This window comes from Enterococcus montenegrensis (assembly GCF_029983095.1).
GTDB lineage: Bacteria > Bacillota > Bacilli > Lactobacillales > Enterococcaceae > Enterococcus_C > Enterococcus_C montenegrensis.
In genome coordinates this window covers 448,125-469,564 of record NZ_CP120467.1, presented here as the reverse complement: position 1 = coordinate 469,564, position 21,440 = coordinate 448,125, and the positions used below count along the sequence as shown (strand labels likewise).

The 21,440-nt window shown below is 38.0% G+C and carries 17 protein-coding genes; 6 read left to right on the top strand and 11 right to left on the bottom strand.

The genetic code is table 11. The features are described from left to right. Positions 1–161: 161 nt before the first annotated feature. Positions 162–1,193: a tRNA preQ1(34) S-adenosylmethionine ribosyltransferase-isomerase QueA gene (queA, locus tag P3T75_RS02245; protein ID WP_206903579.1), complete on the bottom strand. Its 1,032-nt coding sequence runs from the start codon at positions 1,191–1,193 to the stop codon at positions 162–164. Between the two features lie 173 nt (positions 1,194–1,366). On the opposite strand from queA, the gene P3T75_RS02240 reads away from it, so the two are divergent. The 5 genes from P3T75_RS02240 (at position 1,367) to P3T75_RS02220 (ending at position 5,994) form a co-directional block, all read left to right on the top strand. After that, positions 1,367–2,254 carry a VOC family protein gene (locus P3T75_RS02240; protein ID WP_282462097.1) on the top strand — a complete coding sequence of 296 codons (888 nt, stop codon included), beginning with the start codon at positions 1,367–1,369 and terminating at the stop codon, positions 2,252–2,254. Between the two features lie 347 nt (positions 2,255–2,601). Beyond that, positions 2,602–3,765, top strand: coding sequence for a betaine/proline/choline family ABC transporter ATP-binding protein (locus P3T75_RS02235; protein WP_206903577.1), 1,164 nt, complete (start codon positions 2,602–2,604; stop codon positions 3,763–3,765). Positions 3,766–3,768: 3 nt separating this feature from the next. Further along, complete coding sequence (locus P3T75_RS02230; protein ID WP_206903576.1) at positions 3,769–4,407, top strand: ABC transporter permease; 639 nt, start codon at positions 3,769–3,771, stop codon at positions 4,405–4,407. Beyond that, positions 4,404–5,321, top strand: coding sequence for an osmoprotectant ABC transporter substrate-binding protein (locus P3T75_RS02225; RefSeq protein ID WP_282462096.1), 918 nt, complete (start codon positions 4,404–4,406; stop codon positions 5,319–5,321). Before P3T75_RS02230 ends, P3T75_RS02225 begins: the two co-directional genes overlap by 4 nt. Before the next feature lie 10 nt (positions 5,322–5,331). Then, entirely contained in the window at positions 5,332–5,994 is a 663-nt protein-coding gene (locus P3T75_RS02220; RefSeq protein ID WP_206903657.1) for an ABC transporter permease, read from the top strand. A 531-nt stretch (positions 5,995–6,525) separates the two neighbouring features. On the opposite strand, the gene P3T75_RS02215 is transcribed toward P3T75_RS02220, so the two are convergent. The 5 genes from P3T75_RS02215 to P3T75_RS02195 form a co-directional block, all read right to left on the bottom strand. Beyond that, positions 6,526–8,352 (bottom strand): APC family permease, encoded by a 1,827-nt coding sequence (locus P3T75_RS02215; RefSeq protein ID WP_206903574.1) that lies wholly within the window; start codon positions 8,350–8,352, stop codon positions 6,526–6,528. 270 nt (positions 8,353–8,622) lie between these two features. After that, positions 8,623–11,328 (bottom strand): YhgE/Pip domain-containing protein, encoded by a 2,706-nt coding sequence (locus tag P3T75_RS02210; protein WP_282462095.1) that lies wholly within the window; start codon positions 11,326–11,328, stop codon positions 8,623–8,625. Between the two features lie 314 nt (positions 11,329–11,642). Then, positions 11,643–12,311: an HAD family hydrolase gene (locus P3T75_RS02205; RefSeq protein ID WP_282462094.1), complete on the bottom strand. Its 669-nt coding sequence runs from the start codon at positions 12,309–12,311 to the stop codon at positions 11,643–11,645. 4 nt (positions 12,312–12,315) lie between these two features. Beyond that, positions 12,316–12,630, bottom strand: a complete 315-nt coding sequence (locus tag P3T75_RS02200) for a hypothetical protein (protein WP_282462093.1) — start codon at positions 12,628–12,630, stop codon at positions 12,316–12,318. A gap of 116 nt (positions 12,631–12,746) precedes the next feature. Further along, on the bottom strand, positions 12,747–14,321 hold the full coding sequence (locus P3T75_RS02195; protein ID WP_242595813.1) for a helix-turn-helix domain-containing protein: 1,575 nt from the start codon (positions 14,319–14,321) through the stop codon (positions 12,747–12,749). Between the two features lie 336 nt (positions 14,322–14,657). Here P3T75_RS02195 and P3T75_RS02190 point away from each other — a divergent pair, with 336 nt between their 5' ends. Beyond that, the gene (locus P3T75_RS02190) at positions 14,658–15,743 is read left to right on the top strand and encodes a sortase domain-containing protein (protein WP_282462092.1); all 1,086 of its coding nucleotides are present in this window, start codon (positions 14,658–14,660) and stop codon (positions 15,741–15,743) included. Between the two features lie 81 nt (positions 15,744–15,824). On the opposite strand, the gene P3T75_RS02185 is transcribed toward P3T75_RS02190, so the two are convergent. The 5 genes from P3T75_RS02185 to P3T75_RS02165 form a co-directional block, all read right to left on the bottom strand. Further along, the gene (locus P3T75_RS02185) at positions 15,825–16,199 is read right to left on the bottom strand and encodes a type II toxin-antitoxin system PemK/MazF family toxin (protein WP_206903569.1); all 375 of its coding nucleotides are present in this window, start codon (positions 16,197–16,199) and stop codon (positions 15,825–15,827) included. A gap of 11 nt (positions 16,200–16,210) precedes the next feature. Continuing rightward, entirely contained in the window at positions 16,211–17,329 is a 1,119-nt protein-coding gene (alr, locus tag P3T75_RS02180) for an alanine racemase (RefSeq protein WP_282462091.1), read from the bottom strand. A 32-nt stretch (positions 17,330–17,361) separates the two neighbouring features. After that, positions 17,362–17,712 carry a holo-ACP synthase gene (acpS, locus tag P3T75_RS02175; protein ID WP_206903567.1) on the bottom strand — a complete coding sequence of 117 codons (351 nt, stop codon included), beginning with the start codon at positions 17,710–17,712 and terminating at the stop codon, positions 17,362–17,364. Positions 17,713–18,105: 393 nt separating this feature from the next. Continuing rightward, on the bottom strand, positions 18,106–19,641 hold the full coding sequence (gene cshA, locus P3T75_RS02170; protein ID WP_206903566.1) for a degradosome RNA helicase CshA: 1,536 nt from the start codon (positions 19,639–19,641) through the stop codon (positions 18,106–18,108). 339 nt (positions 19,642–19,980) lie between these two features. Further along, the gene (locus P3T75_RS02165) at positions 19,981–21,327 is read right to left on the bottom strand and encodes a UDP-N-acetylmuramoyl-tripeptide--D-alanyl-D-alanine ligase (RefSeq protein WP_230711253.1); all 1,347 of its coding nucleotides are present in this window, start codon (positions 21,325–21,327) and stop codon (positions 19,981–19,983) included. Positions 21,328–21,440 lie beyond the last annotated feature (113 nt).

Here is a 21,440-nt window from a genome sequence, read left to right as displayed (position 1 = left end):
ATCTCAAACCGGCAAAATGCTTTTAACTTGTCAAAACCTAGTTAAGGGAGGATAAATCTTTATTTCCCCATAAAAAATTCCTAAGCGGATATTTTCCTTTAAAATTAGAGCAAAGCTAATCTTAAAGGATTACTACCTGCTTAGGAATTTTTTAACGCCATTTATTTTACAAACATTGCATCGCCAAAACTAAAGAAGCGGTAACGCTCGTTTATGGCATGTTGATAAGCATCCAAAGTTAATTTACGACCGGCAAAGGCACTGACTAACATAACTAATGTTGATTTTGGCAAGTGAAAGTTGGTACTGAAAGCTTGGACAACTTTAAATTCATAGCCTGGCGTAATAAAGATATCTGTCCAACCGCTATCTGCCTTAATTTCACCATCAAATTTCGTACCAATTGTCTCCAAGGTACGAATGGATGTCGTTCCCACTGCGACAATCTTGCCCCCATTTGCACGAACATCATTTAACACTTGGGCGGCTTCTTCGGTCAGACGATAAAATTCACTGTGCATCTGGTGTTCAGCGATATTATCGACACTAACCGGTCGGAATGTGCCAAGTCCCACATGTAATGTTAGATAAACCAATTTGACCCCTTTTGCTTCAATTGCTGCTAATAATTCAGGGGTAAAGTGTAATCCAGCCGTTGGCGCTGCCGCCGAACCATTTTCTTTTGCATATACTGTTTGATAGCGATCTGGGTCTTCTAAACGTTCTTTGATATAAGGTGGTAACGGCATTTCTCCTAATGATTCCAAGATTTCTAAGAAAATGCCCGTATATTTAAAAGTAATAATGCGACCACCATGTTCTAACTCTTCTTCTACCACGGCTTTTAATCTACCATCGCCAAAAACAATTTCTGTCCCCACTTTAGCTCTTTTAGCAGGTTTAATCAGTGTTTCCCATGTATCACCTTTGGTATTGGTTAAAAGTAAAACTTCTAAATGGCCCCCTGTATCTGGTTTTTCGCCATGCAAACGGGCTGGTAAAACACGCGTGTCATTCATGACTAGCGCATCGCCAGAATTCAATTCATCAATAATATCCCCAAAGTGTTTGTCTTCCATTTCACCTGTTTGCCGATTTAAAACTAACAAACGTGAACTAGAACGCTTTTCCAAGGGCGTTTGCGCAATTAGTTCTTCTGGCAAATCAAAATCAAAATCTTCTGTTGTTAACATATTTACCACTCTTTTCCTGAAATTGTCTTTTGTATTTTAACACTTTTTAGAAGCCTTGACGATGAATGAGACACAATACTTGCTGAAAAGACTTTTAGCAAGTATCCTTACATTAAGTAAGAGAAACTTAGCCCCTGCTTTGTTTTCTCCAATTTTAAAAAGAGGTGTCTTTTATGCCAGCGTTTCATCATATTTCGTTATTAACCAAAGACCGCAAGCAAAATGTTGCGTTTTATACTGAACTGTTGGGTATGCGTTTTGTTAAAAATACTGTCAATCAAGAAAATAATAGAATGCTACATTACTATTACGGTGATTATACCGGCAGTCCCGGCAGTGTTGTTACTTTTTTTGTTGTGCCCCATCTTGGCCAACGATATGATCACGACCACTTTTTAGCCACGATTGGATTAAAGATTCCCAAAAATAGTTTGAATTATTGGCAAGAACGGTTAGAAAATGCCGGTGTTGCGGTTACCCAACAAGAAAATCAACTATTTTTTGATGATCCTGATAATGTAGCTGTAATCTTAACAGAAGTACCAGAAGGTCCATTAAAATCTGAATTACAGGTCAAAAATGATATTCCTGGTGACAAACAAATCCTCGGGTTAGCTTCAACACAACTACATGTAGCTGATCTCGAAAAAACGGCGGACTTTTTCAAACGCTATTTGGATTGGGATGTGGTCGCTGGTCAAATCAAACTAAGTGAAAGTGAACATTTAGAAATCTATCAAACAAAGACCCCAGAAAAAATGCGGATGGGTCGTGGTAGTATCGACCATGTTGCCTTTGCGGTAAAAGATGATACTGCCTTAGATGATTTATACAAAAAAGCACAAGAGCAAAATTGGAATATTGAAGAAATTATTTCCCGTGGTTACTTCAAGAGCCTCTATATTCGTGAACCAGGTGGTAACCGACTTGAATTTGCTACGATGTCGCCAGGCTTTACTATCGATGAACCTTTGGAAACGTTAGGAGAAAGTTTTGCTTTACCACCATTTTTAGCTGATAAGCGGGCGGAAATTGAAGCCAATTTATATCCAGTTGACTAAAAATATTTTACTTAGGTCCAGTGACAATCTTTGTCACTGGGCCTTTTTTTGCATACATGTTCTGTGTCTGGAATTTTTTTGAAACAAAGAGCATCAATTTAAAAATATACGAAGCTAATTTGAGTTTATCTGTTTATTAAGAACCATAGATTACCTTTAGGATTTCGTTATCCCGATGTGAATTTTTTCATACAGGATTTAAATAAGCCAAAAATAATAAAACGCTATCATTCACCCTTTAATTCATTTATTTTTGCAAAAATATGCGTATTATTTGTCATATTTTCCATTTACTTTCATACTAGTAATGATACCTACAGGGAAAAAAGATGAAGAGGTGAAGCACATTGATCGAATTTCAACATGTAACAAAAATTTACAAAGGCGGCAAAGTCGCTGTCGAAGACGTCAATTTGTCTTTTGATAAGGGGGAATTTATCTGTTTTATCGGCACAAGTGGTTCTGGTAAAACGACTTGTATGCGGATGATTAACCGGATGAATGAACCGACAAAAGGAAAAATTTTAATTAATGACAAAGACATCAAGGAAGTTAATCCGGTGGAATTACGACGCAAAATTGGCTATGTAATTCAAAATATCGGCTTAATGCCCCATATGACGATTCGAGAAAATATTACCTTGGTCCAAAAGCTACTGAAAGTAGATGAACAAACTCGCAAAGAAACTGCAGAAAAAATGATTGATCTAGTGGAATTACCACGAGAAATGTTAGATCGTTACCCTGCTGAACTCTCCGGCGGTCAACAACAGCGCATTGGGGTAGTACGCGCCCTTGCAGCCAACCAAGACATCATTTTAATGGATGAACCTTTTGGTGCCTTAGATCCCATTACCCGTGACGCATTACAGGATTTAGTGAAGGATCTACAAGAACGTTTAGGTAAAACGATTGTTTTTGTTACTCACGATATGGACGAAGCTTTAAAATTAGCCAACCGCATTGTCATTATGAGTGAAGGTAAAGTGATCCAATTTGATACGCCAGAAAATATCTTGCGTAATCCTGCGAATGAGTTCGTCGAAGAATTAATTGGTGAAGACCGCTTATTACAAGCAAAACCTGATACAACCACCGTTGGCGAAGTTATGCTAAAAAGCGCGATTACGATTACACCAGAAAAATCTTTACGTGAAGCAATCTCTTTGATGCGGGAAAAACGCGTGGATACGCTACTGGTAACAGATAACAGCAAAATATTAAAAGGGTTTATCGACGTCGAGTCTATCGATAAAATGCGCGGAAAAGCCTCTAGTGTGGGGGATATTTTGAATAAAGACGTCTTTTATGTCAAAGAAGATAAATTACTACGGGACGTGTTGCAGCGCATTTTAAAACGGGGCTTAAAATATGTTCCAGTGGTGGATCAAAAAACCCGCGTCGTCGGAATTTTAACCCGCGCCTCATTGGTTGATATTGTTTACGATGTTTTATGGGGTGATGAAGCTTCCATCAGTGAAGCGATTGAATCTGCAAAAGAGGAGGCGTAAAGCATGGCTGATTTTTTTGCAAAACACGGTTCTGAAATTTTAAATAAAAGTTTTGAGCATATTTATATATCTTTTTTTGCTTTATTATTAGGGATTGTTATTGCAGTGCCTTTAGGTGTTCTTTTGACGCGCTTTAAAAAAGCAGCTAACATTGTGATTACGGTCACCTCTGCGTTGCAAACTATCCCCTCTCTTGCACTTTTGGCATTGATGATTCCCATTTTTGGTGTTGGAAAAGTACCGGCGATTATTGCCTTATTCATCTATTCGCTTTTACCAATTTTACGGAATACCTACATTGGGATGAAAAATGTCGATGGCAATTACCTAGATGTCGCCCGCGGAATGGGCATGACGAATTTGCAGTCAATTTTTAGTGTGGAACTGCCGATTGCGATGCCAACCATTATGGCCGGAATTCGCTTAGCCTCAGTTTATGTCATCGCCTGGGCAACGCTAGCCTCTTATATCGGTGCTGGCGGTTTGGGGGATCTAATTTTCAGCGGGTTAAATAACTACCAACCTGATTTAATTTTTGCTGGGACTATTCCAGTAACACTATTGGCTTTATTAAGTGATTTTCTTTTAGGTTTATTAGAAAACTATTTAACGCCAAAAGCTTTAAGGGGGGCAGACGAATGAAAAAATTAAAAACACTCTTCCTTACGCTGATGACGACGGTTTTATTAGCTGGTTGTTCATTTCCTGGACTAGCTTCTTCTAGTAGTGAAAATACAGTTGCCATTACTGGTGGTATTACTTCTGAAGCACAAATTTTAGCGAGTTTAGTCGCTGGTATGATTGAACACTACACCGATTTGGATACGACAATTATTAATAACTTGGCGACTACTACAATTAACAACCAAGCTATGATAAATGGCGACGCTCAAATTTCAGCTGCGCGCTATACCGGGACTGACTTAACTGCCACCTTAGGCATGGAACCGGTCAAAGATCCCGCCGAAGCTTTTAAGATTGTAAAATCCGAGTTTAACAAGCGTTATCAACAAACTTGGTTTAAATCTTATGGTTTTGACAATACGTATACGTTTTTAGTTCGCAAAGATACAGCTGAAAAGTATAATTTGAAAAAAATCAGCGACTTAAAAAATGTAAGTGACAAGCTAGTTGCCGGCGTCGATACTTCTTGGATTAATCGTAAAGGTGATGGGTATGACGGCTTCCAAAAAGAATATGGTTTTTCATTTAAAAATATTTTACCGATGCAAATTGGCTTAGTTTATGACGCAGTAGCCGCCGGCAAAATGGATATCGTATTAGGCTACTCCACCGATGGCCGGATTGCCAGCTACGACTTGGTGATGTTAGAAGACGATTTAAAATTCTTCCCACCTTATGATGCAGCTGCTATTGCCGATAATGCATTGTTAAAAAAATACCCTGATTTACAGACGGCATTAGGACGCCTAGAAGGTGTTATAGACACCAAGCAAATGCAAAAATTAAATTATGAAGCCGATAATAATTTAGTTGAACCTTCTGTCGTTGCAGAAAAATTTCTTAAAGACAACCACTATTTCGAAGGGAAGTGAGTAGATGGATCTGCAAAATATGAATTTAGCCGAACAATTTGTTTATTACTTTAAAGAAAACGGCAGCTACGTTTTCAGCCAGTTTTTACGTCACTTCTTAATTTCGATTTATGGCGTGTTACTCGCAGCGATCGTGGCAATTCCACTAGGGATTTTAATTTCTAAAAGACACAAATTAGCCGATTGGGTGATTCGGATTGCTAATGTCATTCAAACCGTACCGCAGCTGGCAATGTTATCCATTTTAATGATTGGATTAGGTCTAGGGGTAAATGTCGTTATCGTAACGGTTTTCCTTTATTCTATTTTACCGATTATTAAAAACACATATACGGGAATGAAACAGGTCGATAAAAATGCTTTAGATGTTGGTAAAGGGATGGGGATGACTAGCTGGCAGCGTCTTTACATGATTGAATTGCCGCTTTCCATTTCTGTTATTATGGCCGGAATTCGTAACGCCTTAGTGGTTGCGATCGGGATTACAGCAATTGGTGCTTTTGTGGGTGCTGGGGGGTTAGGCGACATTATTATTCGCGGTACAAATGCTACAGATGGTGCTTCAATTATCTTAGCCGGTGCTTTACCAACTGCTTTAATGGCGATTATCACAGACTGGATTTTAAGCATTGTAGAACATCGCCTAGATCCCGCTGGCAAAACTTCAAAATAATAATAAAAGTTTTTCAAACTTGTTTTACTCGCAAGCAATAAGACAGAATTGCAATAAATTGTTCTGCAAATTTCTTGAAATTTTGGCTTATTGTCACAGCGAGTTAGTTTGAAAAACTAGACATCAATAAAAGTTTTTCAAACTCGGTTTACTCGCACGCAATAAGACAGAATTGCAATAAATTATTCTGCAAATTTCTTGAAATTTTGGCTTATTGTCACAGCGAGTTAGTTTGAAAAACTAGACATCAATAAAAGTTTTTCAAACTTGTTTTACTCGCACGCAATAAGACAGAATTGCAATAAATTGTTCTGCAAATTTCTTTGAAATTTTGACTTATTGCTGGCGCGTTAGTACATGAAGCTAGCTAGTTAGAAAGCTTTGCTAAAGCGATTTATTCATTTGAGAATGCTAATTTTAGTTAAAAACATATCAGTGAATCAACTAAAAAAGACTTGAAAAAAATACCGACTGTTAAGAGCTAGCGTAAAAACTAACCCTTAACAGTCGGTACAAAAATTCAAGTCTTTTTTATTTTTTCAAATGGTAACTATAGGTGCTGACGACAATATTTTGACGCCAAGATAAACGCATCCGCAAACGTAAGCTTGTTTGGTTGTGCAAAATATTTTGCCAACGTCGCCGCGGTACGAATTGGGGAATGATAACCGTTGTCGTATAGTTGTGTTTCACGGCATTTTTACTCACTAAGTCGACGTAACGGATAATCGGATTTTCAATCGAACGGTAAGAGGAATGAACAACAGAAAAACGTACATCTGGGAAGTTTTGTTTAAATTCTGCTTCAATCTCTTTTTCTTTTTTTACATCTTCATCTAATGAAACGTGCATCGCAACCACGTAATCACCAATAGATTGGGCATAATTTAGTGCCCCGACATTTACGCGGGTCACATTACCAACTAAGACAATCACGGTATTGCCGTCGTAAGTGTGAAGTTTGGCTTCATCTTCCATTAAACGCAATTGCTCGGCAACTTTCCGATAGTGATCATGAATCTTGTAAAAGATAAATAATAAAACCGGCATAATGATAAAGAATGGCCAAATATCACCTAGGCGATAAGCAAATAAGATTGTAATAATCGCATATGAGATAAAGGCACCGACAATATTTGCAATTGATTTTTTCAACCAGCCACTGCCTTGTTTTTGCCAGTGACGGACCATCCCGGTTTGTGATAACGCAAAGGGAATAAATACCCCAATAGAATAAAGCGGAATCAAGCGCTCTGTCGAACCTTGGAAAATAATCAACAAGACAATAGAGCCTGCTGCAAGGGTTATGATCCCATTGGAATAACCTAAGCGATCACCACGATCTTGATACATATGCGGCATAAATTTATCTTTTGCTAAATTATAAGCCAAAACTGGAAAAGCTGAAAAACCCGTATTGGCAGCCACAGCCAAGATTAAAGCTGTCGTAAATTGTAATGCATAATACATAATTCCGTGACCAAAAACAGCTTCCCCGATTTGAGATAAAACTGTTACCTCTTGTTCAGGGACGATCCCATACCAATAGTTGATAAAAGTAATTCCGACAAAGAAGAAGCCTAAGATACTCGCCATGATTGCTAGCGTTGCAGCTGCATTTTTTGCCCGAGGTTTTTTAAAGAAAGGTACAGCGTTACTAATGGCTTCCACCCCAGTTAAAGAAGATGAACCAGAAGAAAATGCTCGTAAAATTAACGCAATCGAAATTCCCGGAATCGCTGCTCCAGGTAGCGCTGTTGCATTAAGTGGTTGTGCACCGCTAATGATTTTAAATAGACCAACAGCAATTAAAATCGTGATTACGGCAATAAATGTATAAACCGGCACCATCAAAAAGCTAGCCGACTCTCTTAATCCCCGCAAGTTCATCATCATAATCAGCAAAACGATGAAAATGGAAATGGCAACTTGGTGTCCGTACAACGCCGGTACAGCTGAAGTAATCGCTTCAGCACCAGCAGAAACAGATACCGCTACGGTTAACATATAGTCAATTAAAAGGGAGCCTCCGGAAATCAGGCCTGCATTCCGCCCCAAATTCTCACTACTAACGACATAGGCGCCCCCGCCATGTGGATAAGCATGAATGATCTGCCGATAAGACAATGTCAAAGAGACCAACAAAATAATGACAAATGCTGCAATTGGCAATGAATACCAAATTGCCGCTGTGGACAAAGCGACTAAAACAACAACAATTTGTTCTGTTCCGTACGCAATTGAAGATAGTGCATCAGAAGATAATAATGCTAACGCCGCAAACCGCGTTAATTTTTGTTCATCATTTTCTGCTGATTTTAAAGGCCGTCCCACTAACAGCCGCTTTAAATAATTCACTTTTCCTTACTCCTTTACGAAATAATTTAGTCTAACAAGATAGTTAATCGTGGTTTTGTAACAACCCAAAAAATAGAAATAATTGCTGCAATCAAGAGTGTATGCTACGCCTCTCTTTTGAAAAAGTCAATGAAAATTTCATTTAAAAATCTATAGCTTTTTTTAAAGCTTTAAAGGACCACTAACAAGCAAAAGAAATCGCTTTCTAAAAAGAAGAAAAAAGAGAACAAATTGCAGTAATTTGCGTTGCTACAATTTGCTCTCTTACTTTTAATGGAAGAAATGACTTTCTTTGGTCATATTGCCGAGTTTTTTTGTCGCTCCTTCTAAATATGGATAGGCGATCGTCCCAACGACACCAAAGAAAATAAACAGTCCTAACATGATAAAAATATTTGGCCAAGCATTTGCCCAATAAATTCCTCCCGCTGACTCCCGCAATAAATCTACCGCATGGGTAAATGGCAATAAGGGATTGATCATTTGGAAAAATTTACCGGAAACTTGAATTGGATAGTTCCCGCCACCACCAGAAATGGACAGTACCAGAATAATGATCGCAATCCCCTTACCGATGTTACCAAATAACGCTGCTAAAACATAGACAATCATCATAAAGGAAAGTCCCACTAGTAATCCAAATAAAACAGCATAAACAGGTTGTTTAACATCGACACCTAATAAGAAATAATTTCCTAAGGTAACAATTAAAGCCTGTGCCACACCTTCTGTTAAGAAAGTTAGCATACGAGCAACAAAAGTTTCACGTTTTGAAAAGCGACCTTTGTTTTTGTCTTCAATAAAGACATCAGTTGCCGCGACACTAGAAAGTAACAAGGCCCCCACCCATAAACATAGTGCGGTATAAAACGGTGTGCTGGCCGATCCGTTATTGGCCATTGGATACATTTGATTGGTTTTTAACGCAACTGGATTGGTGAAAAATTCACTTTCTTTATTGGCATCCAATTTCAATAGTTTGATGATTTCACCAAGGTCGGCTGTTTCTTCACCTTTTTTAATCGCAGTTGCCGCTTTTTTTATGCCTGCGCGTAACGAAGGCCAATTATTTTGAATTAAACCAGTTGCTACATCCAATGCTTTTTCAACTTCGGGTAATTTTTCATTAACCATTCCCATGGTGCTGGTTAAATCTTTTCTGATTCCTGGCCAATCTTTTTCATAAAAATCAACAGCCAGTGCTAATTTTTTCTCAACTTCAGGTAAATCATTTTTATAAAGGTCCGCACCTTTATTAATACCAGAAACAATCGCATTCATGTGGCCATTTAGCATGACATTCGCATCATGTAACTCTTTACCGATTGCTGGCATTTCTTTTTGATACTTTTCTAAAATTTTAATCGCATTTGTAATAGTCGTCTTGGTTGAGGCTAATAAAGCTTGAAAATCAATGTGTTGTGCTTTGGTCAATAGTCCATCGGCCGTATTGATCGTTGTGATCAATTGTGCCAATCCTTTTGAAATCTCACTTGAAATTTGATTAGCATCAATGCCACTTAACACATTATCTACTTCATTTCCTACACTTTGGACTTGATCAATAAAGTTAAGGGCAGCATCCACATTTCCCGCTTGAATATAGCCATTTAAAGTCGTCACGCGATTTGCAAGACCATTAATTAGGGTTTTTACATTATTTAGTCGACTAACCAAGTCTTGTAAAATTTGGCTATCACTCGCATTTGGCAACTTATTAATGAAATCAATCAAGTTTTGAATGATTGTTTGTTGCGTTTGCAGGTGACTAACAAAATCTTGTAATGATTTATCAATCGCTTTTTTTTCATCATCTGTCAATTTGTTATCGGCTAAAGCTGTCTTCACGTCTTCTAAGGCACTATTTACTTCTGTATGAATGAATTTCAGATTGTTTAAAATCATATTTACACTTTGCGTGATATTCGGAATAGCCTTTTGCAGTTCTTCGGCCCCTTCTTTGGTGGTATTGGCAAATTCTTGTGCCTGATTGCCCAATTTTTGAATATCAGGTAAAACACTTTGGACTTGTTCAATAATCGTTAAACCTTGCTTGGCATCTTTAATCCCGGCATCCATCGTGCTCTTAATATTTTCAAAGTCACCATCAACCATCGCCAATTGTTTCCCTGCGTTTTGGATTTCAGGAATTTTAGCTTGTAAATCCAAAATAATTGCCGCTTCTTTTTTCAATTGGGGCATTTTATCATTCAAACTAACTAACTTGTTGCCCATTTCATCTACTTGAGGTAGATAGTCGATAAATTGATTGGCCTTATTCAATTTTTCTTTAATTTCAGGCATCTTATCATTTAACGCAACCACTTCTTTGGTATAGCCTTCAATTTGATCCAAATTATCATTGGTAGTTAAAATCAAATTTTTCACTTTATTGATGCTAACTAAGTTACTGTCAATATCATAGCCTACTTCATTGAAAACTTTCATCAGCGTGTTACTAGCAGTATCAATGAACTGATTAGAAATTTGTTCTTGTAAACTAGTAGCACCTTTGTCAGCAATTTTTGGTGCAATTGCATTGATTTTTTCATTAATGTAATATTCAATCGTCGGTTTTTTTATCGTTCCCGTTGTAAAACTCAATAAATCTTTGGAAAACTCTTTTGGGAGATAAATCCCCGCATAATATTTCCCAGAGCGCACGCCTTTGGTTAATTCTTCTTTCGAGTCAACAAAACGCCAACCTAGTTGCTTGTTGTCATGAAGAGTATCAATCACCTGCTCGCCGATTTCTACTTTCTTATCTTGTAAACTCGCCCCTGCGTCATCACTGTAAACGGCAATGGGCAACTCCCCAGTATTGCCATAAGGATCCCACAAAGCCTTGATATTAAACCAAGCATATAAAGAAGGCAAAACCATTAACGCAACGATTAAGAAAGCTGCCATTGGATTTTTAAAGATTCGCTTCCAGTCTGTTTTATATAGTTCAAAAACATTTTTAATATGTTGCATATTCATCACCTTTATTTTTTTCTGCCTGCTTACTTTACCATTTTTTATTTTAAGGAACCATCTAAAAAAACGAGCTCGTCGTGACTTTTTGACACTTATGACAATCTGTCATAAAGAAAAGGCTTGCATTCTTTTCAAATGGGGTTACTTCTTAAACATTACTTTAAGTTTACCAAAATTATCATTATATAGAAATAAATACGGTTCTTTTGAGCAAGGGACAAAAAAAGAGACAAAAATAGTAGCTTTGATCACCCACCATTTTGCCGCAGTGAATGAAAAGCTACTATAATTTTGATTTTTGATTATAAATTTTAGTTCATGGCATCTAACCAATCCCATAAAACTTTTAGACTTGTTCCTTGTAAAAATGGAGTTAAGCCAATTTCAGCTGGATCGCGGTGATTGGCTGGTAAACTTTGATCTGGAATGAGCACAACTTTCATTTTCGCTTGCAAAGCCGCCTTAGCGCCGGTTAAAGAATCTTCAACTGCAATCGTATTTTGTGGATTTGCTCCAACTTTTGCGGCAGTTGCCAAATAGATGTCTGGTGCTGGTTTTAATTCTTTAACATCATCGCCAAATGTGATCACATCAAAAAAAGACGCCAATTGGAAATAATCCAAATACATTTTACCTCTTTTTCTCAAAGTAGAGGTGGCCAAACCACAATATAAACCTTTTTCTTTGACTTTTGCTAAAGTTTCTTTTGCGTAAGGCTTCAACTGCAACGCCCCTTTTGCCAATTCAGCAGCAATAAAAACTTCCCGTTCTGTTTTCATTTTTTCCACGATTTCTTCAGAACCAAAATGAGCAGCTAATTTTGCCATTGTTTGACTAGCGCTTTGCCCACTCCACCCCTTCATATCTGCTTTTGTCAGTGAAATACCATGTTTTTTAGCAACCTGTAACCAACCGCGTTGATACATTTGCTCACTGTCTATTAGTAAACCATCCATATCAAAAATTATCATCTCAATCATCACATCACCCTAAATTCTTTGCCTGCAAAAATTTTGCCACTGTTAGATCAAACAACTCGACAACTTTATCTGGTGCCTCATCATAAGATAAATTAATGGTGGGTGTTGCCAAACTATCAAAAGCACTTACGGGTTGCAAAGTTTGAGTATCAAATGTAATTTTCGGTGCATGAATCGTCTCACCACACGGGCCTGCATGAATAATTGCCAGCTCAGCTTTATGCTGTGGTAACAGGCGCAGACGATAAAAAACACCATCTAAAAATTCTCGCTCTTCACTGTAATTTTCTTTAATTTTTTGCCACTGTTCTTTTCTCATCAGCAATTCTCCTATTCTTATTTTACCTTTATTATATATTATAGACCAAAAAACACCCTGTAACCAACCGCGGTTACAAGGTGTCTTTTTGCGCCATGTTCATTGTTTCAACAAATTTATTGTTGTTTTTTATTATCCAATGCTTCATCCATAATAAAAGTTGCAATTCGTTCATTAGGCTGACGACTTGGATAAACGGAGCGACCTGAGTGAAAGTCTTTTGCGTCAAGCTGGGTTAAGTAACGATCAGAAGCTTCTTTTTGAATTGCAATGATGCGGCGATTCAGCACTTCCCAGTCTGCTTCTGAAAGATAGTCATCTACAATCATGAGATTTTCATTTTGATAGTTATGAATTGGATCATTTGTGACAACTAAGTCATAATCTTCAAAGTGCTCCAATTCCGCTGTAGAAACAAATAAAGGCGATTCTTTATATAAATCAATTTTAAAACGATCTCCATACGGCGCTTTTAACAAGGAGCGCAACATTTTTGCGTGACGCACGCCTCTATGGCTAACAACCAAAATGCTTAGACTACGTCGCAAACTTTCCAACTGCAAGGGTAAATTAGCCCATTCTTTCAATAAAATGCAGCGCACATCTGCTTCTGTCTTTTGTACCCAAGGAAAATTACAGTCTTTTTCAATTTCTCTTAAGTGCACACTGACAATTTTAGAAAAGATTGGATAGATTCGTTGAATATTACGCGCATATTCTTGACTTTGATTATGCAAGATTTCCCGGTCATAAGGGTAAAGGGAATACGTCGAATAAAGTCCCATCATTTGCTGGACGATCTTCTTTTCATCCCGTTCATTTAACGGAAAATCAACTGCCTGACACACGCGTTGTAAAAACTGTTCAATTGCCGTTTGAATACGAAATTCTTGTTGACGATTTGCCCAGTTGTAATACTCGTGAAAAACTGTCCGACTTGTTTCTCGGTGCCACATGGGAACCAACTTATAATTGGTCACAGCAAATTTTTCACTATAACTGCGATTACTTTTGATTAAACGATCCAAGAAATCATCCGGCTCAGCGTAAATCTCTTCACTTAACATAAACCCTTGCGATGCACGAATTATAGTCACCATTAATAAATATGCGTGTTCAATAATTTCATGATCATCCCACAAAATATCAAAATCTGTTGAAGTCCGCATTACAAAACAAACGAGCTGCTGTCGTTCCAAGTCAAAAGGCCATTCAGTAGTCCCATAGGCTTCAAGAAAATAAGATTGGTAAAAAAAGCGAACCCAGCGCTCATCTGGAGCTGTAATTCGAAAGGGTTTACGTTCTAAGACTAAACCCCTTCTCTTTAATGCTTTAGCCGTACTATTTACCATACGATAAAATGTTGCTTCACTTAGAAACAATTTATTGATCCAGTATTCAGCATCTCGATTGGGATTCAAAAAAACCGCCTCAATAAATTGAAATTCATTGGAATCTTGTAGAATTTTTTGATAAATGTTATTAATCTTGTTGGACTGTACAGGCTGTGCTTTGATTCCCTTCATTTTTGAAATATCAATATGAAGGTATTCTTCTAATTCATCGTTGATATAGTTAACGTCCGTTATTAACGTTTTGGTTGAACATTCTAATGTAGCTGCAGCCTCTTCTAGTGACCACCAGCGTTGATGCTTCGTTAAAAATTCAATTAAATATAAACGTCTTTTCATGGCTGTATTCAATAACAATCTCATCTATCTCACCAACTTGCCATTTTTTTAATTTTATTTTAACATATAAGTAGTTAATGCGGGAATTATTCTGAACTTTTTATTTATTAATTTTCATTACTCCAGTTTTTTTCACAAAAAGGAAATTTATGAATGATTTTTGAAAAACCACTAACCTCTAAGGCTTTCTTAACGCCATAAAAATATAAAGTGTTATCTATTGTGAAATTTATTTAACTTTTGCCTTAATTCTCGTTAATCTAAGAGTGTAAAGAACAAGTCACAGTAAAATTCAGATTTGTCACCTACGGAAACATAGTAATGGGGGGAACGACTATGTTAAAGAAATTATGGAATAAAAGGGCAACAAAATTAATCATCCTTTGTTTAGGCGCTCTTGTTGCATTTCTTGCTTTTGACTTTTATACTTCTGGCACTACATACGGTAGCAACTCGGCAGCAGCACAAACACCAAGTGACATCATTGCACCAACAATCACAGGTGATGCTGCCATCACATTAGAACGAGGAACAAGTTTCAATCCTGCGGACCACTTTACAGTAACCGACGATCAAGACGAAAATCCTACTTTGGAAGTTCAAACACCCGTAGATACCTCAGTTGTCGGTGTTACACCGGTCTTACTAACTGCTAAAGATGAACTTGGCAATACCAGTACAAAACAAATTATCGTTAATGTCGTTGACACTGCAGCTGAAGAAAAAGCCAAAGCTGAGGCTGAAAAAAAAGCCAAAGAGGAACAGGCTAAAAAAGAAGCTGCTGCTAAAAAAGAGGCTGAAGAAAAAGCCGCTAAAGAACAAGAAATGGCAGCACAAGTTGAAAACACGCAACAAAACACAGTTTCAAACCAAACTAGTTCAAATACAAATGAAACTAAAAATGAGGCAGCACCAAAAGAAAACGTTAACAATAATTCGCAAAATAATAATCAAACAGCAAATTCAAGTAACTCAAATCAAAATTCTGCTCCAGCTGCTCCTGCCACAATTCAACCCATGCAATTGGAAATTAACGGAAAATTTATCAACTATCAAAATGCCGGACAAGGTAGCGGACAAGCGATAATTGATGCCGACCACAGCCGTGCAGCTACATGGGGCGGTGCTGCCGTTCAATCTGGCGACGATGGTTTAAATACTCACATTATTGCTCATAACCCTGGTGCCTTCGATGTAATTTTCACCCTTGCAATAGGCTCTCAGTTTAGAATATCAGATGCAAATGGTAAAGTCACCACTTATACTGTTAATGAAATCACCCAAGTTGATGATGAAGCGTATCGGCTAAGCGATGGCGCAGATTATTGGGATAAAATGATTGGTACTGGCGGCGGTGAAAGAGTTACCTTGCAAGCATGTATTAATGACATTCACAATCTCGTAGTATTTGCATCCAAATAAAATACTTGTCCTCCCGCAAGTATTTACTCATCAATAAAAAGCTCTTCAACAAGCGCCAGAACTTGTTGAAGAGCTTTTTAATTATGTATCCTGCTGATGCAAAGCAGGCGTTAAATCCGCCAGCCCGACACTGATACGTAATGCCCGATCCACTGCTTTCATCGTAACAGAATCCAACACACAGACTTTTTCCTTTAAGCGACTTTTGTCAATCGTGCGAATCTGTTCTAACAAAATTACCGAATCTTTATTAATACCACTTTCTGCCGCCTTGATGCCGACATGAGTTGGTAGCTTTGGTTTTGCCATTTTAGCCGTAATAGCTGCAACAATTACGGTTGGACTAAAATGATTGCCCCGATCGTTTTGGATAATTAATACTGGGCGAATGCCGCCTTGTTCAGATCCAACAACCGGTGACAAATCAGCAAAGAAAATATCTCCGCGTTTCACCATTTAACTCATCCTCATTCAATATATTCCCGTGGTACCCGCGGTGAAATACCGCAAGCAACTTCGTAGTGAATTGTCTCTAATTTTTCTGCAACTTCCTCAAGTGTGATCGCTTCTCCACCATTTTTCCCAACCAGCGTTACTTTTGTGCCTACAGCTACTTCACCAGGTAAGCGAACCATAATTTGATCCATGCATACACGACCAACAATTTCACAAAGTTTCCCGTCAACTAGAACGCTAAATCCTTGTAATTTTCGCAACCAACCATCAGCATATCCAATTGGAATAGTTCCAATCCACTCTGCCTGGGGTGTAATATACGTTTCACCGTAACCAATGCCGCTTCCTGTCGGTAATTGTTTCACCTGAACAATTTGAGACACTAATTCTAAAGCTGGCTCTAATTGATAAGGTGCTGTTAATGTATGTCCAGAAGGATTCAAGCCATATAAAGCCACGCCATAACGAACTAAATTACCAATTGGCTCATGCCATAGTGCTGTTGCGCTATTACTATCATGGACATAACGAGGTTGATAGGGTAAGTTCTCTAAAACCGCTAAAAAGCGATTTTTTTGGGTTTCATAATACGTTTTATCTGCTTGATCTGCAGTAGCAAAATGCGTGAAAATCCCTTCCCACTTCATTTGCGGTATCGCTTCCATTAAACGAACGGCCTCATTGACACTTTCAGGAGCTAAAAATCCAATCCGTCCCATGCCCGTATCAACTTTTAAATGTATTTTCAACGGTCGTGGCAATTGTTCTACCTGAAGCATTTCAAAAGCCTCCTGTAGCCACTCTACCGTCGCAACTGGAAAAGCCAAATCGTATTCACTTAATAGCTGAAGATAACTAATCTCCACCAATCCTAAAACTAAAATCGGCTGGGTAATGCCTGCTTCACGTAATTCAATGCCCTCATCAATCGTTGCGACACAAAAACCACTGGCGCCACCTTTTAATGCGGCATGAGCTACTGCTGTGGCACCATGACCATATCCATCTGCTTTAACTACTGCAAAAAGATTTGTAGTTTGCGGTAATTGCTGTAAGATATTTTGAATATTTTTTACAATTGCATTTAAATTTATAATCGCTTTTGTCGGACGGTGAATCGATGTAACCACGGTTTTTCCTTCTTTCTATCTTCAAACAAAAATTACTCTGCTAATAAGATTTGCGCAAATGCTGTTTCATCTGTGTGGGTAATACTAACAAATACTTGCCCAATATAAGGAGAAGCGGTCATTTTGGGCGCCCCTAATTCATCTGGCAGAATCTCTAGTTCTTGAAAAGTTACTTTTCCTATACCTGTACCCCATGCTTTTGAAAATGCTTCTTTACAAGCATAGCGGCCGCCTAAAAATTCAACCTGCCGTTTAAAAGGCAATTGCTGAAAAATCGCTAATTCTTTTGGTGTTAACACCCGACTAGCAAATTGTGGCTTATCTGTAATAATTTTTCTAATTCGACTTAACTCAACCGCGTCGATGCCAATTCCTTTTATCATTTGCAAACTCCTACATTACAATTTTCAAGCCGTTTCAAAAGATGTTTTTTTGCTAGTCTCATTCTACCAAATGTTACGAGAAAAACCATTAAAAGACTTCACATCTTTCAAAAAGCTGTAACGAAGTTTTATAAAGTGAAATTTATTCAAACTCAAGCGTAACGCAAACTCCTACGCTATGTAAACCCTTTTTTGAAATAAAAATGAAAATATTTACTATATAAAAATTTATATTATTGTTAAGAAATAGTGTAAAAAAGCCACCTGAACTATATTTCTATAAAAAAAACGTTATTTTACACCAAGACCTTTTTGCACAGCAAAAAAAGACTGCCTCTTTAGATAATAAAAAACAGCGAATCACTAGAAAGTGACTCGCTGCATGTACAAGTATTAATCTTGATTGTTGCGAATAACAAAGCTGCGTTTTCCGCCACCGTCATTTTGACGACGGTCATCGCGCCGGCGATCGTTGCGTTTTTGGCCTTCTTTGTTATAGTGGCTATTTTTATTTTTGTTACGGTAGTTCCCGCCATCTTTACGATTGCGATTGTTGCTACCGCCACCACCACTGCGACGACCATTTTTATTGAAGCCTTTTTTACCACTTGGTAAAGGACGTTCTGGTGTAATTTTAACCGGTACAGCATCAGCTGGATCTTTTGCGATAGTTTTTAGCAATAAAGCGACTAAAACTTCTGGATCATAGCCTTCAATTAATTTTTCTGCTGTAGTCATGTAACGTTCCAAACCGTTTTCTTTCAACCCATCTTCAACTTGTTGTACCGCAGCACCTAGTTGACCTTTGAAAGCTTCTTTTTCGGTTGGTGGACGTAATGGTGACATCCGTTTTTTCGTTAAGTTTTCAATAACGTGCAAGTAGCTCATTTCATTTGGTGTTACAAAAGTTACTGACATTCCGCCTTTACCGGCACGACCAGTACGGCCGATACGGTGAACATAGCTTTCTGGATCTTGTGGGATATCGTAGTTGTAAACATGTGTTACACCGGAAATATCCAAACCGCGAGCAGCAACGTCAGTCGCAACTAAAATATCCAATTGGCCTGATTTAAAAGCGCGTAAAACACTCATCCGTTTTTGTTGTGACAAATCACCATGGATACCTTCAGCACGGTAACCCCGCGCTTCTAGGCCACGTGCCAATTCATCAACACGACGTTTCGTGCGTCCGAAAACGATCGCAAGTTCTGGTGTTTGAACATCTAATAAGCGCGTCATTACATCAAATTTTTCAAAATCTTTGGCCCGAACATAATATTGATCAATCAAATCAGCTGTCATTTCTTTGGCTTTAATTTGAACGTGTTCAGGATTTTTCATGAATTTTACGCCAATATTTTTAATAGCTGGGGGCATCGTAGCAGAAAATAGTAATGTTTGGCGTTCTTCAGGAACTTGAGAGATAATTTTTTCAATATCTTCTAAAAAGCCCATGTTCAACATTTCGTCAGCTTCGTCTAAGACTAATGTGCGAACAGTTCCTAATTTCAATGTGTGACGGTTAATGTGGTCAAGCATCCGACCAGGTGTCCCAACAACAATATGGGGACGATCTTTTAAGCCGCGAATTTGACGGCCAATATCGGCGCCACCGTATACAGCTTGGACGCGGATTTTTTTGTCTCGTCCTAGACGGTACAATTCTTCTTGCGTTTGAATCGCAAGCTCACGAGTAGGTGCAATAACAAGTCCTTGCAATGTGTGGTTATTTGTATCAATTTTTTCTAACATCGGTAGACCAAACGCCGCTGTTTTACCAGTACCGGTTTGTGCTTGACCGATTACATCGCGACCTGCTAGTGCTAAAGGAATTGTTGCTTCTTGGATTGGAGTTGCTTCTTCAAAGCCGGCCCGCTCGACAGATTGCAATAATTCAGGTGATAAATTAAGTTCGTTAAATTTCAAAAGTTTCCTCCTTGAGATGTGTTTCTTATCTATAGTATTTGATGCCCCTCTACCGAAAATAACTCTCGGCAGCCTGCTGCCAAATAGCAAAAGAGGAAGGCCAAAAGAGGCACAATCAAAAAGCTAAATTTCTTCATCAAGCATAGAACTATGCTTTTTCGCTTATTCATTGTCTACTTTTGTACCGTCCTCTTAACTTCAAAAAGTGAATCTCACTTTACCCTTGATTTTCGGTATCGCGTCATTTTAACACAGAATGAAACTTTCAGCAAGTTTTCAATTTTCATCCATAATATAAAAAAGCAAACAGTCATACTCCAAACTGTTTGCTTTTTATGATTACATTAAAGCTGATACAACTTCTGTTAATCCCATTCCGTTACTCCCTTTTAAAACAATCGTATCTGTCGGTTGTAGTTCAGCTTGAACCAATTTTATTAGTTGGGCTTTATTTTCTTTATCAAAATGATAAACCATTAGTTGGCTATCTTTTTTAGTTAAAGCGTTAAATAAAGCTTTCATCTCACTACCATACAGAAAAATGACATTAAAGCGATCATCGATATGATTTGCCATACGCGCATGCATGGTTGGTGAATCCGGGCCTAATTCTAACATATCGGCTAAAACTGCTAATTTTCGTCCCGCTGTATTTAGGTTGGCCACTGTGTCCAGTACCAAGCCCATCGCAGTTGGGTTGGCATTGTATACATCACTTAAAATCTGTGCACCGTTTTTTGCAGCTAGCCATTCTGTCCGATTTTTTGTTAATTGGAATTCTGCTAAGCCTTGTTTGATATTTTGTTGTGAGACACCAAAATACTCTCCCAACGCATAGGCAATTAATGCATTTTTGACATTATAGCCACCAATCACTGGAATACTATATTCTTTATCGGCAACCATAAAAGTCGTTTTTGTTTTATCTTCTTTGGTAATTGTAGCGGTTAAATCACCGGCACTTAAGCCAAACGTTACAACTTTTTGCGTTAGATCAGAAACTAATGGTGTTAATAGCTCTTCATCTGCTGGGACAACCAATAAGCCGTCTCTTTTTAGCCCCGCTGTAATTTCCATTTTTGCTTTAGCAATCCCAGCTCGCGAGCCAAGATTTTCAATGTGTGCTTCGCCGATAATGGTAATTGCGGCTGCATCTGGCTGTGCCAGCAAAGACAATTCTGTCAGTTCACCGGCATGATCCATTCCCATTTCTAAAACTAAAACTTCGCAGTCTGTTGGCATATGCAAAATAGTATAAGGCATGCCGATATTATTGTTATAGTTTCCTTGTGTCTTGTATGTTTTAAACTGGGTCGCCATTACCGCAGCTGTCATATCTTTTGTCGTTGTTTTACCATTACTTCCTGTAATCGCCGCAACTTTAGGCTTAACTTTTTGTAAATAATATTGTGCTAACGTTTGAAAAGCAGCTAAAACATCTGCAACTAAAATAACGATCATATCTTTTGGTGCTTTATTGAGCTCCTGACTCCAAAATGTCGCAATCGCACCGTTTTCTTTGGCTAAATTGACAAAGTCATGCCCATCACGCTCACCTGCTAAGGGAACAAATAAACCACCAGTTGTGATTTTACGGCTATCAAATTCAATATTAGAAATAAGTGTTTCTTCCTGAAATTCATTTTGCCCAAACAAAGCAGCAATTTCTTTAACTGTTAAATTCATTATATTCTCCGTTCTAACCATATTTATGAGCGCTATAAAACGCACCTTTATTTTAAACATTCTAACTTCTTGCATTAAAACAAAAAAGGTGAGATGTTCGCAAAGAATCATCT

Bases quoted from the DNA above. Each gene is read 5' to 3' on its own strand.
- queA (WP_206903579.1), bottom strand. From the start codon at position 1,193: ATGTTAACAACAGAAGATTTTGATTTTGATTTGCCAGAAGAACTAATT.
- P3T75_RS02240 (WP_282462097.1), top strand. From the start codon at position 1,367: ATGCCAGCGTTTCATCATATTTCGTTATTAACCAAAGACCGCAAGCAA.
- P3T75_RS02230 (WP_206903576.1), top strand. From the start codon at position 3,769: ATGGCTGATTTTTTTGCAAAACACGGTTCTGAAATTTTAAATAAAAGT.
- P3T75_RS02225 (WP_282462096.1), top strand. From the start codon at position 4,404: ATGAAAAAATTAAAAACACTCTTCCTTACGCTGATGACGACGGTTTTA.
- P3T75_RS02210 (WP_282462095.1), bottom strand. From the start codon at position 11,328: ATGCAACATATTAAAAATGTTTTTGAACTATATAAAACAGACTGGAAG.
- P3T75_RS02205 (WP_282462094.1), bottom strand. From the start codon at position 12,311: ATGATTGAGATGATAATTTTTGATATGGATGGTTTACTAATAGACAGT.
- P3T75_RS02200 (WP_282462093.1), bottom strand. From the start codon at position 12,630: ATGAGAAAAGAACAGTGGCAAAAAATTAAAGAAAATTACAGTGAAGAG.
- P3T75_RS02195 (WP_242595813.1), bottom strand. From the start codon at position 14,321: ATGAAAAGACGTTTATATTTAATTGAATTTTTAACGAAGCATCAACGC.
- P3T75_RS02190 (WP_282462092.1), top strand. From the start codon at position 14,658: ATGTTAAAGAAATTATGGAATAAAAGGGCAACAAAATTAATCATCCTT.
- P3T75_RS02185 (WP_206903569.1), bottom strand. From the start codon at position 16,199: ATGGTGAAACGCGGAGATATTTTCTTTGCTGATTTGTCACCGGTTGTT.
- acpS (WP_206903567.1), bottom strand. From the start codon at position 17,712: ATGATAAAAGGAATTGGCATCGACGCGGTTGAGTTAAGTCGAATTAGA.
- P3T75_RS02165 (WP_230711253.1), bottom strand. From the start codon at position 21,327: ATGAATTTAACAGTTAAAGAAATTGCTGCTTTGTTTGGGCAAAATGAA.